Raw genomic sequence first — 15,078 nt, forward strand, 5'->3', positions numbered from 1 at the left:
TCTTAGCTTTTTTTGTTGTAGTTCAACATGTTCCAGTTGCCGATATCAGTATTAATACCGTCACCGCCTTCTTGGCCATCGGCACCTAGAGTGAAGATATCAACCGCACCATGTTCGCCCGGTGATACGTATTGGTAATCGTAACCCCATGGGTCTTTTGGTAAACGTTTAATGTAGCCACCATCACGATAATTGCGCGGCTCAGGCGAAGAAGATGGCTTGGTTACCAATGCCTCTAAACCTTGGTCTGTGGTTGGGAAGACGCTGTTATCGAGCTTGTACATTTCCAATGATTGCTCAAGCGAACTAATATCAGTTACCGCTTTTTGTTGATCTGCTTTTTCTTTGTTACCCAAAAGGTTTGGCACTACTAAACTTGCCAATACGCCAAGGATTACAATTACTACCATTACTTCTAACAGCGTAAAACCACGTTGCTTTTGTTGCATTTTTCACCCTCCAAAAGAAAAATCTACATTCCGACCATGTTGTTTAGTTCAATAATCGGCATCAAGGTTGCAATCACGATAAACATCACCACTCCAGCCATGGCGACAATCAATAATGGTTCAAATACTCCTAACGCCATATTGACCAAGGATTCAAAATCACGATCTTGGTTATCCGCTGCACGGGTTAGCATTTGTTCAAGTTCACCACTGCGTTCACCACTGGCAATCATATGTAACATCATTGGTGGAAACAGTGCGGTTTTTTCCAATGACATACGTAAACTTGCACCTTCACGCACTCTATCGGCAGCTTCAAGGATCTTTTTATTAACGTAGGTATTGGTCATTACGTCAGACGCGACTTTCATACCATCTAATAAGGGGATTGCACTTGAAGTACAAATCGACAATGTCCGTGCAAAACGAGAGGTGTTTAACCCGCGAGCAACTTTACCAATAACTGGTAGCCGTAAAATAGCCCGATCCCATTTGATGCGAAATGCAGGTTTTTTAAGGGCTGTTTTGATCAAGGTAATCATGCCAATAATCACGATTACCACCAGCAGCCCCCAGTGCTGAACAAAATTACTCGCGGCCAATAACACTTCAGTGATTGCTGGTAAACCTTGATTCATTTGCACAAATTGATCGACAATTTTAGGCACCACAGTCGCTAACAAAAACGCTACCACTGAGACCGCCACCAGCGTCAACATTAATGGGTAAATCATCGCTTGCTGCAACTTGCTACGCATCTGTTGACGATTTTCACTGTAATCAGCCAAACGGTTTAAGATGGTATCTAAATGACCTGACTTCTCACCCGCTGCCACCATGGCACGAAATAACTGATCAAACACATGCGGATATTCCGCCATGCTGTCAGCCAAGGTATAACCTTCAACTACGCGCGAGCGTACTGCCAGTAGAATATTTTTTAAACGCGGCTTTTCATTTTGCTCTGCTACCGCTTTAATACATTCTTCCAGTGGCATTGAAGCCTGCACCAATGTTGCTAACTGACGGGTGATCAGTGCTAATTCATTGGTACTAATCCCACGTCGAAAAGTGAACTTACTCGGTGCTGCCGCTGTTTTTTTGCCTTGACCCGAGGTTTGGTTAACTTCAATCGGCACCAGTCCTTGTTCCCGCAACTGTTGCCTTACTTGGCGTGAGGTATCACCTTCTAATACCCCTTTCTTTTGCCGACCTTTGGCATCTAATGCTTTATATTCAAACGCCGCCATTAGCTCTCCTTGGTCACGCGCATCACTTCTTCAAGTGTGGTGATCCCTTGACGTACTTTGGCAAGACCATCGTCACGAATGCTTGGTGTGGTTTGACGGACATATTTTTCAATCGCTTGCTCACCCGCTTCAGCATGAATCAGCTCTTGAACATGTTCATCAACCTGCAGCAATTCATGAATACCAGTACGACCGCGGTAACCTTTAAAATTACACTTGTCACAACCACACGGACGGTACAGAGTTAGGCTATCAGCCGCGGTTAACATAAACAGTTTTTTCTGCTCAGTATCAGCCTCATAAGGTTGGCGACACTCACTACATAAAGTTCGCACCAAGCGCTGAGCCAGAACACCTAATAATGATGACGACACCAAGAACGGTTCAATTCCCATATCACGTAAACGCGTAATAGCACCCACAGCCGTGTTAGTGTGCAAGGTCGATAACACCATGTGACCGGTTAACGATGCTTGCACAGCAATGGCTGCGGTTTCTAAATCACGGATCTCACCAATCATCACCACATCAGGATCTTGACGTAAAATGGCACGTAAACCACGCGCAAAAGTCATATCAACCTTGCTGTTTACTTGGGTTTGACCAATACCGTCGATATCAAATTCAATCGGATCTTCAACCGTTAAAATATTGCGCTCAGCGCTGTTTAACTCTTGTAAACCAGCATATAAAGTAGTTGATTTACCCGAACCTGTCGGACCGGTCACCAAAATGATGCCATGCGGACGATCAATTATTTTTCCAAACGCTTGATGGTTAGCGGCTGTCATACCTAAGCTGTGTAAATCGAGACGAGTGGCGTTTTTATCTAATAAACGCAATACCACTCGCTCACCGTGTGACGATGGCATGGTTGATACTCGCACATCGACCGCACGACCGCCGATACGTAATGAAATACGACCATCTTGTGGAATCCGCTTTTCAGCAATATCCAACTTCGCCATGACTTTAATCCGCGACACTAACAATGGCGCTAACTTACGGCTTGGTTGTAATACTTCGCGCAACATGCCATCAACTCGAAAACGAATCGACAGCACTTTTTCAAAGGTTTCAATATGAATATCAGACGCACCTTCTTTGATCGCTTCTGCGAGCATGGCATTAATCAATTTAATGATTGGCGCATCATCTTCTGATTCAAGCAAATCTTCGGTTTCAGGTAATTCTTCTGCCAGTGAGAAAAAGTCATCGCTATCAGAACCTAAGTCTTCCATCAACTGACGTGCTTCTGACGAATCACGTTGATACGCATCAGTGAGCTTTTGCTCAAATTGCGACTCGGATAACTCAACTGGATAAAAACCGTCACCGACCACACGGCGCACTTCTGCCAATACGATTGCAGATAGCTGGCCGCAATAATATAACTGCCATCCTTGTTGATTGGCTTCAATCACCACATGATGGCGCTTAGCAAAAGAAAACGGCAATCGAAATAACACTGCAGTTTCTAATGCCAACGACTCATCTGCCATTAGTGCTTCTCCAACTGCGATACAAACGCGCGTACTTCAGCAGGTAGCGCCATATCATCACCATATTTTGGAATAACCGGCATTTCAGCATCCATTAAGCGCATGCCTTTATCTGCTTGGTATAACTGTTGGGCACGAATGTAGTTATATTTACGTTGCGTCATGCCATCGGCACTCATGCCATCACGTAAAATGGTTGGACGAATAAAAATCATCAAATTGGTTTTTTCAGTTTGATTATTAGTCGAACGAAATAACGCGCCTAATACTGGAATATCACCTAAAATTGGCACTTTCTGCTCAGATTCAAGGGTCTTCTCTTGCATCAAACCACCTAGCGCAATCATGTTGCCATCTTTCACTAACACTGATGTGGTTAGCTCACGCTTATCAAATCGAATATCAACCGCACCATTAGCATCGGCAACTTGCGATACTACTTGCTCGATCTTCATCTGTACTGAGTCACCTTCATTGATTTGCGGCGTCACTTTAAGCTGAATACCAACATCTTTCCGTTCAACAGTGGTAAATGGATTATCGTTATTGGAACCAGTTTGCGAGCCGGTGGTGACTGGCACTTCTTGACCAACAGAAAGGTTCGCTTCTTGGTTATCCAGTACCGTCACATTAGGCGTTGATAACACATTGACATTACGGTTAGCTTGCACTGCGGTAACGAGTGCAGTCCAGTCACCCAAGGCAATTGCTGCAGCGGCCCCTTTGACGCCACCTAAGAAAGTCGCCATTGGTGCTAAATCACCACTTTCGGTAGTTTCGGTGGTATAAGGTTTACCGCTAGAATCAGTGCCATGTTGAACCGAAGTGGTATCTTTTCCAGCTTCTTGGGCTGATAACAAACCACCAATTGGCGCACTGCTGTTACCAAACTGGATCACGCCGCCATCTTGAGACCCCCACTGAACCCCAAAATCGACCCCTTCACCTTCTTGTACTTCAACAATCATTGCTTCAATGTGAACTTGAGCACGACGAATATCGAGTTGAGAAATAATCGACTCTAAACGTTTCATTACATCAGCAGGCGCAGAAATAATTAATGAGTTCGTCGGCGCATGAGCCGAAATCATTACATCATCTTTACTTGCGCTTTGGCCTTGACCTGCATTGCCTTTGGTTGATGCTTGAACATTTTCAGATACCCCTTTTAGAACATCGACTAAATCTTCAGCTTTGGCATATTTGAGATAAAACACGCGGCTATTACCGCTGACAGCCATCTCTTTATCTAAGCGATGGATCAGTTTCTTTAATCGTTCACGTACTTTAGGATCGCCAGAAATTAATACTGAGTTAGTGCGTTCATCAGCAACCGCTTTAGGGATCAGAAAACTTGGGGTTGATTTTGCTTCAGCACTTTTATTGAGCGAATCAATAATACGTACCATTTCTGATGCAGAAGCATTATTGAGTGACACCACGGTAACGTCTTTATTACCCGCACGGTCAACGCGCTCAATGATTTCAGCTAAGCGGTTTACCACTGCAGCACGACCAGTGATCATAATGATATTGGCCGGATCATAATGCACTACGTTACCCGCGCCCGCGTTATCATTAAGTTGGCGTAATAACGGTGACAATTCACGCACAGAAACATTTTTAACCGCAATCACACGGGTAACAACCGCATCTCCGGGAATGTTTTTATCATTGGCGCCCACAACTGGAATCGCGGCAGTTTTAGCGTCTTTATCACGAATAACTTTCATCACGCCATCATCCATCGTCACCACAGCGTAACCATAGACATCAAGCACATTAAGGAAGAAACGGTAATATTGCTCTTCGTTCAATAAATCATAACTGCGCACATTGACTTGCCCACGCACAGCGGGATCGATAATGATTGTTTTATGTAAAGTGCGACCAACAATGTTGATGAACTCTTGAATGTCAGTGCCTTTAAAATTCGCACTTAATTCATCGGCCATTGCTTGAGTACAAAACAAGCCACTGGCTAATAATAGGGCACTTTTACCCATCCATTTTTTCACAAAAAACTCCTGCTTTATCGCATATTCATTTCAAGCTAAGCACTAAAGTGTTATTGCAGCTCAATGTGGATATCATGTAACTGACCGTCACGTTCAACCGTCAGTGTAAAATCAGTGGCTGAAGACAACTCACCCCAAAGTTTGGCCATAATTGCAGGATCGGTAAGGCTATTACCATTAATACTCACTGCAAGATCATTGGCTTTAAGACCTACCTGATCAAATAAAATTCTGTTTTTACCTGGATTAACTCGATAACCTTCAATTTGGCCATCTTTTTTCACCTGAGATAAGCGGATATAGCTAAATAAAGTTTGAGGCTCAGATAAAATTTCTTGTTTGATTTTAGCCAGTTCAGCAGCATTGCCATTACTTTGGAGAGGCTTACGTTGAGAGGTAGTAACCGTCGCTGATGGTTTTGTGAATTTTAACCCTTCAAGCATTAAAGTTTCATCACGACCATTATTACGAATGATAACCCGATCGTTATACACTGCAATCAAAGTCGCACGCGTATTATCAATCACTTCGTTAACACCATAAGTGTTTTGTTTACCGTTATTAGTCACCACGGCCAATGCTCTTGATGGCGTAGAACTTGCCACGACCCCAACTAATGTTAATCGTAACTGAGTTTGCGGTGCATCTTGTTTTACCGGTTTTGCGGCCACAGGAGCAGCGTTAGCCTGATAACGACCAAACAAATTCAAGCTTAATATTTCATTAACGGGTAATTGCTGTTGGGAGGTATTAACACTCACAGTTAACGGCTGCCAACGGGCAACGGCAGGGGCTGGCTCAACAAGAGACCACACTAAACGGCCACCAACCCAAGCTAATATCACCACTAAAAGACCGGTTAAAAGACGCGTGACTGATTGTAATGATAACGGACGTTTGGTTGCAGCAACCGCAAACCACTTTGAAACAGACATAGTAAAATCCATTGTTAAAATACCAACTACCATTAAACAAATAAATGCAGTGCAATCGCACTTTAAAATTGAACTGACAATGATCGCCTGTTAATTAACGAAATACTATTTAATAATTCCAACAAAACGCCATAGTATCTAAGAATTTAATGTTTTTTTGTAATAAATTCTTATTCAGTGATTGAAATCCTCGGCTAATATCACCATTTATATTAAATAGTCACTTTACTGCTGTTATTAGTGGAATGTGATAATTTATCGTTTTAACCAATATAGGCACCGTGATGGGTCAAAACACCCCAAACATTAAACAAGTTCGACTTGATAAATGGTTATGGGCTGCCCGCTTTTACAAAACCCGCTCAATTGCTCGTACCATGATTGACGGTGGTAAAGTGCAGTACAATGGCCAGCGTTCAAAACCAAGCAAAATTATTGAGCTTGGTGCTGTAGTAAAGTTACGTCAGGGTAACGATGAGAAAATCATCACCATTGAACAAATCTCAGATTGTCGCCGTGGTGCACCAGAAGCGCAGTTGCTATATCAAGAAACCGCTCAAAGTATTGCTACCCGTGAACAAACTGCCAAAATGCGCAAACTCAATGCTTATGACAATCCGAGCCCAGAAAAACGGCCAGATAAAAAGCAACGTCGCGATATTATGCGATTCAAAAACATTAACTCATCTGAATAAATAACCAAGTGCCAACCTATTTAATTTATAATCTTAACTGTGAGTGCTTTATTGCAACGGTTTAGCCACCGTGGTTGCAGCGTTGACCATAAAGTAATTACTGTTCCTTTTATGCCTCACTAGGTTGGCTCTATAGCTGGAGAATACATACTCATGACAAACGATAGTTTAAACCGTTACCTTTTCGATGGCGCAGCCGTTCGTGGTGAATTGGTACAATTAAGCCAAACTTACCAACAAATTATTGCAGATAAAAATTACCCAGCACCAGTGGCAACATTGTTAGGTGAATTATTGGTCGCAACCAGCTTATTAACTGCTACCTTAAAATTTGAAGGTTCAATCACCGTACAAGTACAAGGCGATGGTCCTGTAAGCCTAGCAGTTATCAATGGCGATCATAATCAACAACTACGCGGTGTAGCACGTTGGAAGGGTGATATTAAAGACGGCACTATTCATGACCTAATGGGTAAAGGTCATATGGTGATCACAATCACACCGACTAAAGGTGAGCGCTACCAAGGTATGGTTGGTCTTGATGGCGATAGTTTAGTTGAGTGCCTTGAAAGCTACTTTAAAAATTCAGAGCAGCTAAAAACCCGTATTTGGTTACGTACAGGCGAAATTGACGGCCAAGTAAGAGCTGCTGGTATGCTATTACAAATCATGCCTGATGGTACTGGTACTGAAGGCGACTTTGAACATTTAGAAGCGTTAACTGAAACCGTTAAAGATGAAGAGCTATTTACATTAGAAGCACAAGATGTGCTATATCGTCTTTACCACCAAGAGCAAGTTCAACTGTTTGATCCTCAAGCTGTCAGCTTTGAGTGTGGTTGTTCACGTGATCGTAGTGCAGCTGCCATTATGAGTGTACAGCCACAAGAGATTGATCAAATTATTGCTGAAGATGGCAAAGTATCACTGCATTGTGATTACTGTGGTACTAGCTATGACTTCGACAGTATTGATATTGCCGCACTACGTGATAACAGCGCTAACTCCGCCGATAGTGATCAAGTTCACTAATTAGCACTTAGCAACTCACCACTGTTTTTAGCCGACAAATAATGTCGGCTTTTTTTGGTTTTAACTCCCCTCAGCCAACATCGCCTCAGCGTATATAAAATTATATTGCCATTTTTATTGTGCTTTTTTTGCAACCATGAAGCACAAATATTGACCACAATCACAACAAATAAATTTTAACATTTGCGCAAAATAAAACCCCTCGCAGTTTCGATATTTTTACCTAAAATTAACATTAAGATGGTTGATTTTTTGATGACCGTCCCTGATTTAGCGATTTAGGGTTGTTAGCATGATTGACAGTTAAACAACATCTTACCCTAGGAGCACCAATGATCACTACTTGTGTCGATAATAAGGTTGCAAACAACATGGATTTATCCCAATACGGTATTACCAATGTTACAGATGTTATTCGTAACCCTTCTTACGAGGTTCTTTTCAACGAAGAGACAAAACCTGAGTTGGAAGGCTACGAGCGTGGGATTGTTACTGAATTAGGTGCGGTATCGGTTGATACTGGCATTTTTACTGGTCGCTCACCGCAAGATAAATTTATTGTGCGTGATAACACCACGAAAGATACATTGTGGTGGTCAGATCAAGGTAAGAATGACAATAAAGCGCTGACTCAAACGGCATGGTTAGATCTTAAAGAATTAGTGACTAACCAACTATCAAACAAACGCCTGTTTGTTATTGATGGTTATTGTGGTGCAAACCCTGATACTCGCCTTTGTATTCGAGTGATCACCGAAGTTGCATGGCAAGCGCACTTTGTAAAAAACATGTTTATTCGTCCAACAGATGCTGAACTTGAAAACTTCAAACCTGATTTTGTGATCATGAATGGTTCTAAGTGTACTAACCCTAAGTGGCAAGAACACGGTATGAACTCTGAAAACTTCACGGTTTTCAACCTCAGTGAAAAAATGCAATTAATTGGTGGTACTTGGTACGGCGGTGAGATGAAGAAAGGTATGTTCGCAATGATGAACTACTTCTTACCTTTACAAGGTATTGCATCAATGCACTGCTCTGCCAACATGGGTAATGAAGGCGATGTTGCAGTATTCTTTGGTCTTTCTGGCACTGGTAAAACAACCTTATCAACTGATCCTAAGCGCGCATTAATTGGTGATGATGAGCATGGTTGGGATGACAACGGCGTATTTAACTTTGAAGGTGGTTGTTACGCAAAAACGATCAACCTATCGAAAGAAGCTGAGCCTGATATCTATAATGCCATTCGCCGTGATGCATTATTAGAAAACGTTAGTGTGCGCAGTGATGGTTCAATTAATTTTGACGATAATTCAAAAACTGAAAACACCCGTGTTTCTTACCCTATTTACCATATCGAAAATATCGTTAAGCCAGTATCAAAAGGCGGTCATGCAAATAAAGTGATCTTCTTATCTGCTGATGCTTTTGGTGTATTGCCTCCGGTCTCTAAATTGACACCAGAGCAAACAAAATACCATTTCCTATCAGGCTTTACTGCTAAATTAGCTGGTACTGAGCGTGGTATTACTGAACCTACACCAACTTTCTCTGCCTGTTTTGGTAATGCATTCTTAACCTTACATCCAACCCAATATGCTGAAGTATTAGTAAAGCGTATGGAAGATGCTGGCGCTGAAGCATACCTTGTAAATACAGGTTGGAATGGCACGGGTAAACGAATTTCAATTCAAGACACCCGTGCAATCATTGATGCAATCCTTGATGGCTCAATTGATAATGCAAATACCAAGCAAATTCCAATCTTTAATCTAACCGTGCCAACATCATTACCAGGTGTTGATCCAACCATTCTTGATCCACGTGATACTTACACGGATCCTCTACAGTGGCAAAGCAAAGCGGAAGATTTAGCAAATCGCTTTATTGTTAACTTTGATAAGTACACTGACACTCAAGAAGGCCAACAGTTAGTTGCTGCCGGACCACAACTCGGTTAATTTAATATCGTATTCAATTAACGACTAACAGCCTCTTATATAGAGGCTGTTTTTTTAACACTGATATTCCACAGCCAAGCTCTCACCAAAGCGCTTGCTAAAAAACAATTTTTCCCCCACCCTCAACAAGCCATTAAAATTGATATAGTGCCTTCAGCTTACGAGGAAATTTTATGCGACTACTTAGCAAATCAGTGCTTATTTTGGTGTTAATAGTCGTGGTATGTTTAACCACCCTCATCGGACTATTACATAGCCGCTATAATCAGCCGCTGGTTAATTTTATCCTTGCCCAAGTATCGCCTTATCAAGTAGTTGCTAAAAAAATTGATTATGATATTCGCACCCCTTATCAGATACAATTTGAACATGCTGAAATCACTGAAAACCAGCAAGTACTGATCCACGCTGACAGTATTCAACTATGGCTATCCAAATCCAGTATAACCAAGGATAAACTGGCGTTTGATGGAGTACAGATTAACAATATCACCTCAGCTAATATGCCGTTATTAGCCAGCTTACCGCCACTCACAATCAAACGCTTAGTGTTTAATAATACCAACCTCAACACCCCAACATTTGCAATTAAGCATGGTTTAATTCAGTTCGATAATTGGCAAACACCCGCAGCCAACACACCATGGTGGCAAAGTTTTAATGGCAGCTTAAAAATGAGTGCCACCAGCATAAAATGGCACCAATTTGAATTACAGCAATTACTGATCAACGCCAATAAACACCACCAACAATGGCAATTTGATGGTATCTCTGGGCTATGGCATCAGGCAAAAATAACAGCTCAAGCACAATTCAATAATACCGTTCATAGTTTGACTATCGATCAGCTGACACTCAATAAATTCCGCTTACAAGATCAACAATTGGTTAATGATTGGCAGCAACAATTAGCCCACCACCTTGCACCACTCACCGCAATCAATATTAAACGGTTAGATGTCATCGATAGCAGTGTTGAATTAGCGCAATGGAGTGCTGATGATATTAATCTATCGCTTCAAAACTGGCACTGGCCACAGAACTATTGGCAGCAACAAAATAGTCGTTTATCGTTCAGTGCTAGCCATGCACAGTGGCATCAGGTGAATTTTGAACAACCATTGGCTGAATTACAATTTATGCCTCAACAAATTATCAGTCATGGCATGTCAGCACATATGATGGAAGGATTTGTTCGCGTCGATGGTTGGATCGATCCCCAGCAATTATTTGTAAGTGATTTAAAAGCCAGTGGTATTAAATGGTTTTTAAACAAAGATTGGCCACAAATATGGCAACAATGGCAGCATCAATACACCGATATAATATTTAAAAATCTTAATATTAATAACAGTCAGATCACCTCATCTGCAACCGCAATTCCGTTTCAACTCGCTGGCATTGATATTGATGTTCAAGATGCGGTATTGAAACAAAATAATCAATGGGGATTATGGCAAGGACAGCTTGAAGCTAACCTAGGTTTTGGCAGTATCAATCAGGTGATTATCAACCAAGCCATTGCAACTATGCATAGCAATGCCGGTAAATGGCAGTTAGATAAATTAGTCTTACCGTTTAACCATGGCATGTTAAAAGCACGCGCAAGAGTGGCACTTAATGATCCACAGCGCCCATGGCAATTAACCCTGATGGGCGACACCATACCAGCACAAATTCTATCTCAATGGCTATCATTACCCTTACCGCTCACCGGGGCTATTGATACTCAAATAAAGCTCCATGGATTGGCGGGTACTCAGGCTAATTTTAATCATTACTTAAGTGGCACTGCTAACGCTGATTTTCGCCAATTAGCGTTAATCAATATCACACCACAGCAATTATTCACTCAGTGGCAGCAATCGAATTTTTCAACTGTCAATCAAACTGCAACGGCACCAGAGCTGCCATTAACAGCAACACCACTGATACTCACAGCCCAACACGGTACAATCCAAATGCAACCATTAACAGCCATGGCTAAAGGTTTCGCGCTAAATATTGATAGTCGTTGGAACTTAACAGATACCAAGCAACAGCAACTTAAACTTAAATTGACGACGGGCTGTCAGCAATTAATTAAAGAATGGCTTCAAGGTGTATCCACAGTCACGGTGGATTCATCCTGCAACGGTAATACTAAATATGTGCCAGTAAAGGTTGAAGATACCGCTTTACCACATTGAACATTCACATCGACAGTCACTCGTCCTTTGCGCCCTTGAGTAATACGATCAAAATCACCACGTAAATGCTCAAGGGTAGTGACGGCGATCGGCCGCTCTGTCACTGGCGCCGAGTAACGTATATGGCTATCAACCAAAATAATATTCCCCTGCAAACCGCGTTCTTTTAACAGCAACCAAATAAACCCCCATCCGGCAAGGGTTGCCATGGTAAAGATACTGCCAGCAAACATAAATTCATTAGGATTAAGGTTGGCATTAAACAGTGCACTGACTTCAAATCGATAGCCAGTGTACTGATTAATTTTGATACCCATTTTGTCACTGATTGGAATTTGGTTTTGCCATAATGTTTGTAGTTCTTGACACCATTGCGGCTGCCGAGCTACGTCCGTTAAGGGTGATAATGGTTTCACCATCTGCTGATGACGCATTGGGCCATGCGCGTCACTTAGCTCACCGCGACTCTCAAAACCATTCTTAAGATAAAATGGAATAGCCGCTTCACGCGCATTACATACTAACCGCTTAGCACCGTCATAACGCGCTAAAGATTCCAGAGCTAATAAAATCATGCCACCTAAGCCATGATGACGCACAGCAGCATCAACCGCCATATAACGAATTTGACCTTCGTTATCAGGTGTCACATATAAACGTCCAATTGCGACCACATTATCATGGCTATCAACTAACATACGATGAGCACTGACGTCATCATACGCATCACGCTCAGAGCCCTGTGGCATTTGCCATGGCTGACGTAACATTTGCCAGCGAAAATAATAATAACTTGCCAATTGTGATTCTGTTTGCGGAGTGATTAATCGAAACATCCATTTCCTCTTTTCTTAATCGTCTGCATTTTTTGCACCCACAATGTGCAAATAAAGCGGTTACACCTGCAACCAAAAAGTCACGGGACCATCATTGACTAATGCCACTTTCATATCGGCACCAAAAATACCCGTTTCGGTGACAATCGGCTGCGCTTTACATTGTTCGACAAAATATTGGTACAGACGTTCCGCTTCAACCGGTGCTGCGCCCGCAGAAAATCCAGGCCGCATGCCTTTTTTAGTATCAGCCGCCAACGTAAATTGTGATACCACTAACACACTGCCATTCGCTTGCTGCACATTAAGATTCATTTTATCGTCAGTATCACTAAAGATACGATAACCCAATACTTTATCGCGCAACTTTTGCGCTTTGGCTTCATCATCACCTTTTTCAACTCCAAGTAGCACAAGCAACCCACAGCCAATCGCTCCGGTTATTTTACCGTCAACGGTCACACTGGCTTCACTCACCCGTTGAATTAGCGCAATCATTACTATTCCTTCTTATTAGTTAAATCTTGGTCACTGTTAGTTAACGTTGTAGGTGAGTGGAATGGGCTCACATCCCAAAAACCACGCTCACCTAAACTGGCGGTAATTTCAGCCCCTAGCAACACAATACACCAACATAAATAAACCCATACAAATAAAATAGGGATCACAGACAATGCGCCATAGATCATTTGATAGGAATGAAAATGAGCTAAATAAATCACAAACCCTTTTTTACTTAACTCAAATAAAACACTACTACACAACGCACCTATTAATGCGTGTTTAAAGGTTACCTTACAATTAGGCACTAATGCATAAAGCAATAAGAAAGCCAACCCTGACATCATTGACGGCAACCATTGCAAAGACTGTTGCACCACACCATGTAATGTTTGATGATCAAGTAATGCCAATGAACCTAGGTATGAACTTAATGCAATACTTGAACCCAAAAGAATAGGACCTAAAGTCAGAATCATCCAATATACTGCTAATGATATTACCCAGCGGCGCTTTTTCTTTACTCGCCAAATATAGTTAAGTGCTTTATCAATCGAAGAAATAAGCATCATAGCCACGACAAATAATGCTCCAATTCCAACCACGGTCATTTTGCCAGCATTAACAATAAATTCATTGAGGTAAGTTGTTACCACAGCCCCTGCTGCGGGTACAAAGTTAGTGATCACAAACTGTTGTACTTGATCACCAACCCCCGCAAAAGCAGGTACCGCAGATAACGCTGAAACAACCACAGTTAACAGCGGCACTAATGACAATAAAGTCACATAAGCCATTGATCCCGCAGTTACCGTCAAGCGGTCATGGTTCACTCGCTGGATTAAATAACCGAAATATTCCATTATTCGCGGCAACCGTTGCCACAACACAAATTTCACAGGTTGTTTTTTGTCAGCCATAATAGAGTGTTCTACCTATAAGTTATGGAAAACAGTCATACTAACGTCAGATACTGGCGTGGATGTTTAGCCATCGAATTCGTTACTTTAGCACGGCGCGGTAATGTCATTTATTTGTTATTTTGCATGTCTCACCAAGGAGAAAAACATGCCTTATTTTATTGCAATATTTTTAAGTGTTAGCCTACTTTCTGGCTGTCAAACAGCCTATTATTCGGCGATGGAAAAAGTTGGCGTTTATAAACGCGATATCATGGTCGATCGCGTTGAAGATGCCAACCAAGCCCAACAAAACGCTCAAAAACAATTTACCAGTGCCCTTGAAGGCCTCAAAGCACTGAATCAGTTTGATGGTGGCGATCTTGAATCCGCTTATAAGGATATTGATAGCCAATACAAAAGTAGTGAAGCTGCAGTCAATAACGTCAACGATCGCATTGCAGCAATTGAAGATGTTGCCAACGCAATGTTTGATGAATGGCAACAAGAACTGGCGTTATATAAAAGTACCACCCTCAAACGCGATAGCCAGCGTAAATTACAAACAACAAAACTATCTTATAATAAAATGTTAACCGCGATGAAACGCGCTGAGAAGAAAATGGAGCCAGTTTTAGATACGCTACGTGATAACACTCTTTATCTTAAGCATAACCTCAATGCGGCAGCAATTGGTTCGCTTCAAGGCCAGTTTACTTCATTACAAACCGAAATTTCAGGCGCTATTCGTGATATGAATCGCGCTATTGCGGAATCAAATCGCTTTATTGGTCATTTGAAAAAGTAA

Annotated in this window: 13 protein-coding genes; 5 read left to right on the forward strand and 8 right to left on the reverse strand. The window is 41.9% G+C overall.

The window, feature by feature from the left end; genetic code table 11:
- Positions 1–2: 2 nt before the first annotated feature.
- The 5 genes from gspG to gspC are packed head-to-tail and all read right to left on the reverse strand — an operon-like array spanning position 3 to position 6,154.
- Positions 3–449, reverse strand: a complete 447-nt coding sequence (gspG, locus tag PAND9192_RS17035) for a type II secretion system major pseudopilin GspG (RefSeq protein WP_060998589.1) — start codon at positions 447–449, stop codon at positions 3–5.
- 23 nt (positions 450–472) lie between these two features.
- The gene (gspF, locus tag PAND9192_RS17040; protein ID WP_087854704.1) at positions 473–1,699 is read right to left on the reverse strand and encodes a type II secretion system inner membrane protein GspF; all 1,227 of its coding nucleotides are present in this window, start codon (positions 1,697–1,699) and stop codon (positions 473–475) included.
- Complete coding sequence (gene gspE / locus PAND9192_RS17045) at positions 1,699–3,201, reverse strand: type II secretion system ATPase GspE (protein ID WP_087821697.1); 1,503 nt, start codon at positions 3,199–3,201, stop codon at positions 1,699–1,701. The genes gspF and gspE overlap by 1 nt, the downstream gene beginning before the upstream one ends.
- The gene (gspD, locus tag PAND9192_RS17050) at positions 3,201–5,219 is read right to left on the reverse strand and encodes a type II secretion system secretin GspD (RefSeq protein WP_087854705.1); all 2,019 of its coding nucleotides are present in this window, start codon (positions 5,217–5,219) and stop codon (positions 3,201–3,203) included. Before gspD ends, gspE begins: the two co-directional genes overlap by 1 nt.
- A gap of 50 nt (positions 5,220–5,269) precedes the next feature.
- Positions 5,270–6,154 (reverse strand): type II secretion system protein GspC, encoded by an 885-nt coding sequence (gspC, locus tag PAND9192_RS17055; protein ID WP_087854706.1) that lies wholly within the window; start codon positions 6,152–6,154, stop codon positions 5,270–5,272.
- A gap of 284 nt (positions 6,155–6,438) precedes the next feature.
- Between gspC and hslR the strand changes: the two genes are divergently transcribed.
- The 4 genes from hslR (at position 6,439) to PAND9192_RS17075 (ending at position 12,034) form a co-directional block, all read left to right on the forward strand.
- Complete coding sequence (gene hslR, locus PAND9192_RS17060; protein WP_060998594.1) at positions 6,439–6,849, forward strand: ribosome-associated heat shock protein Hsp15; 411 nt, start codon at positions 6,439–6,441, stop codon at positions 6,847–6,849.
- Positions 6,850–7,002: 153 nt separating this feature from the next.
- Entirely contained in the window at positions 7,003–7,881 is an 879-nt protein-coding gene (gene hslO / locus PAND9192_RS17065) for an Hsp33 family molecular chaperone HslO (protein ID WP_087854707.1), read from the forward strand.
- Positions 7,882–8,213: 332 nt separating this feature from the next.
- On the forward strand, positions 8,214–9,845 hold the full coding sequence (pckA, locus tag PAND9192_RS17070) for a phosphoenolpyruvate carboxykinase (ATP) (RefSeq protein WP_087854708.1): 1,632 nt from the start codon (positions 8,214–8,216) through the stop codon (positions 9,843–9,845).
- Positions 9,846–10,018: 173 nt separating this feature from the next.
- Positions 10,019–12,034: an AsmA family protein gene (locus PAND9192_RS17075; protein WP_087854709.1), complete on the forward strand. Its 2,016-nt coding sequence runs from the start codon at positions 10,019–10,021 to the stop codon at positions 12,032–12,034.
- Here the strand turns inward: PAND9192_RS17075 and PAND9192_RS17080 are convergent.
- From PAND9192_RS17080 to PAND9192_RS17090, 3 genes are read right to left on the reverse strand one after another with little or no spacing between them, the layout of a single operon-like run.
- Positions 11,941–12,870: a bifunctional GNAT family N-acetyltransferase/hotdog fold thioesterase gene (locus tag PAND9192_RS17080; protein ID WP_087854710.1), complete on the reverse strand. Its 930-nt coding sequence runs from the start codon at positions 12,868–12,870 to the stop codon at positions 11,941–11,943. The two genes, PAND9192_RS17075 and PAND9192_RS17080, sit on opposite strands and share 94 nt — an antisense overlap.
- 60 nt (positions 12,871–12,930) lie before the next feature.
- Complete coding sequence (dtd, locus tag PAND9192_RS17085; protein ID WP_087854711.1) at positions 12,931–13,368, reverse strand: D-aminoacyl-tRNA deacylase; 438 nt, start codon at positions 13,366–13,368, stop codon at positions 12,931–12,933.
- 2 nt (positions 13,369–13,370) lie between these two features.
- On the reverse strand, positions 13,371–14,291 hold the full coding sequence (locus tag PAND9192_RS17090) for a virulence factor BrkB family protein (protein ID WP_200817835.1): 921 nt from the start codon (positions 14,289–14,291) through the stop codon (positions 13,371–13,373).
- A gap of 148 nt (positions 14,292–14,439) precedes the next feature.
- Between PAND9192_RS17090 and PAND9192_RS17095 the strand changes: the two genes are divergently transcribed.
- Positions 14,440–15,078 (forward strand): DUF2959 domain-containing protein, encoded by a 639-nt coding sequence (locus PAND9192_RS17095; protein ID WP_087854712.1) that lies wholly within the window; start codon positions 14,440–14,442, stop codon positions 15,076–15,078.

It is taken from the genome of Photobacterium andalusiense, assembly GCF_900185625.1.
Taxonomy (GTDB): domain Bacteria; phylum Pseudomonadota; class Gammaproteobacteria; order Enterobacterales; family Vibrionaceae; genus Photobacterium; species Photobacterium aquimaris.

What these genes read in the sequence shown, in the direction of transcription:
- dtd (WP_087854711.1), bottom strand. Translation starts at nt 13,368, where the DNA reads ATGATTGCGCTAATTCAACGGGTGAGTGAAGCCAGTGTGACCGTTGAC.
- PAND9192_RS17075 (WP_087854709.1), top strand. Translation starts at nt 10,019, where the DNA reads ATGCGACTACTTAGCAAATCAGTGCTTATTTTGGTGTTAATAGTCGTG.
- pckA (WP_087854708.1), top strand. Translation starts at nt 8,214, where the DNA reads ATGATCACTACTTGTGTCGATAATAAGGTTGCAAACAACATGGATTTA.
- gspF (WP_087854704.1), bottom strand. Translation starts at nt 1,699, where the DNA reads ATGGCGGCGTTTGAATATAAAGCATTAGATGCCAAAGGTCGGCAAAAG.
- PAND9192_RS17095 (WP_087854712.1), top strand. Translation starts at nt 14,440, where the DNA reads ATGCCTTATTTTATTGCAATATTTTTAAGTGTTAGCCTACTTTCTGGC.
- hslO (WP_087854707.1), top strand. Translation starts at nt 7,003, where the DNA reads ATGACAAACGATAGTTTAAACCGTTACCTTTTCGATGGCGCAGCCGTT.
- PAND9192_RS17090 (WP_200817835.1), bottom strand. Translation starts at nt 14,291, where the DNA reads ATGGCTGACAAAAAACAACCTGTGAAATTTGTGTTGTGGCAACGGTTG.
- gspC (WP_087854706.1), bottom strand. Translation starts at nt 6,154, where the DNA reads ATGTCTGTTTCAAAGTGGTTTGCGGTTGCTGCAACCAAACGTCCGTTA.
- hslR (WP_060998594.1), top strand. Translation starts at nt 6,439, where the DNA reads ATGGGTCAAAACACCCCAAACATTAAACAAGTTCGACTTGATAAATGG.
- PAND9192_RS17080 (WP_087854710.1), bottom strand. Translation starts at nt 12,870, where the DNA reads ATGTTTCGATTAATCACTCCGCAAACAGAATCACAATTGGCAAGTTAT.
- gspG (WP_060998589.1), bottom strand. Translation starts at nt 449, where the DNA reads ATGCAACAAAAGCAACGTGGTTTTACGCTGTTAGAAGTAATGGTAGTA.
- gspE (WP_087821697.1), bottom strand. Translation starts at nt 3,201, where the DNA reads ATGGCAGATGAGTCGTTGGCATTAGAAACTGCAGTGTTATTTCGATTG.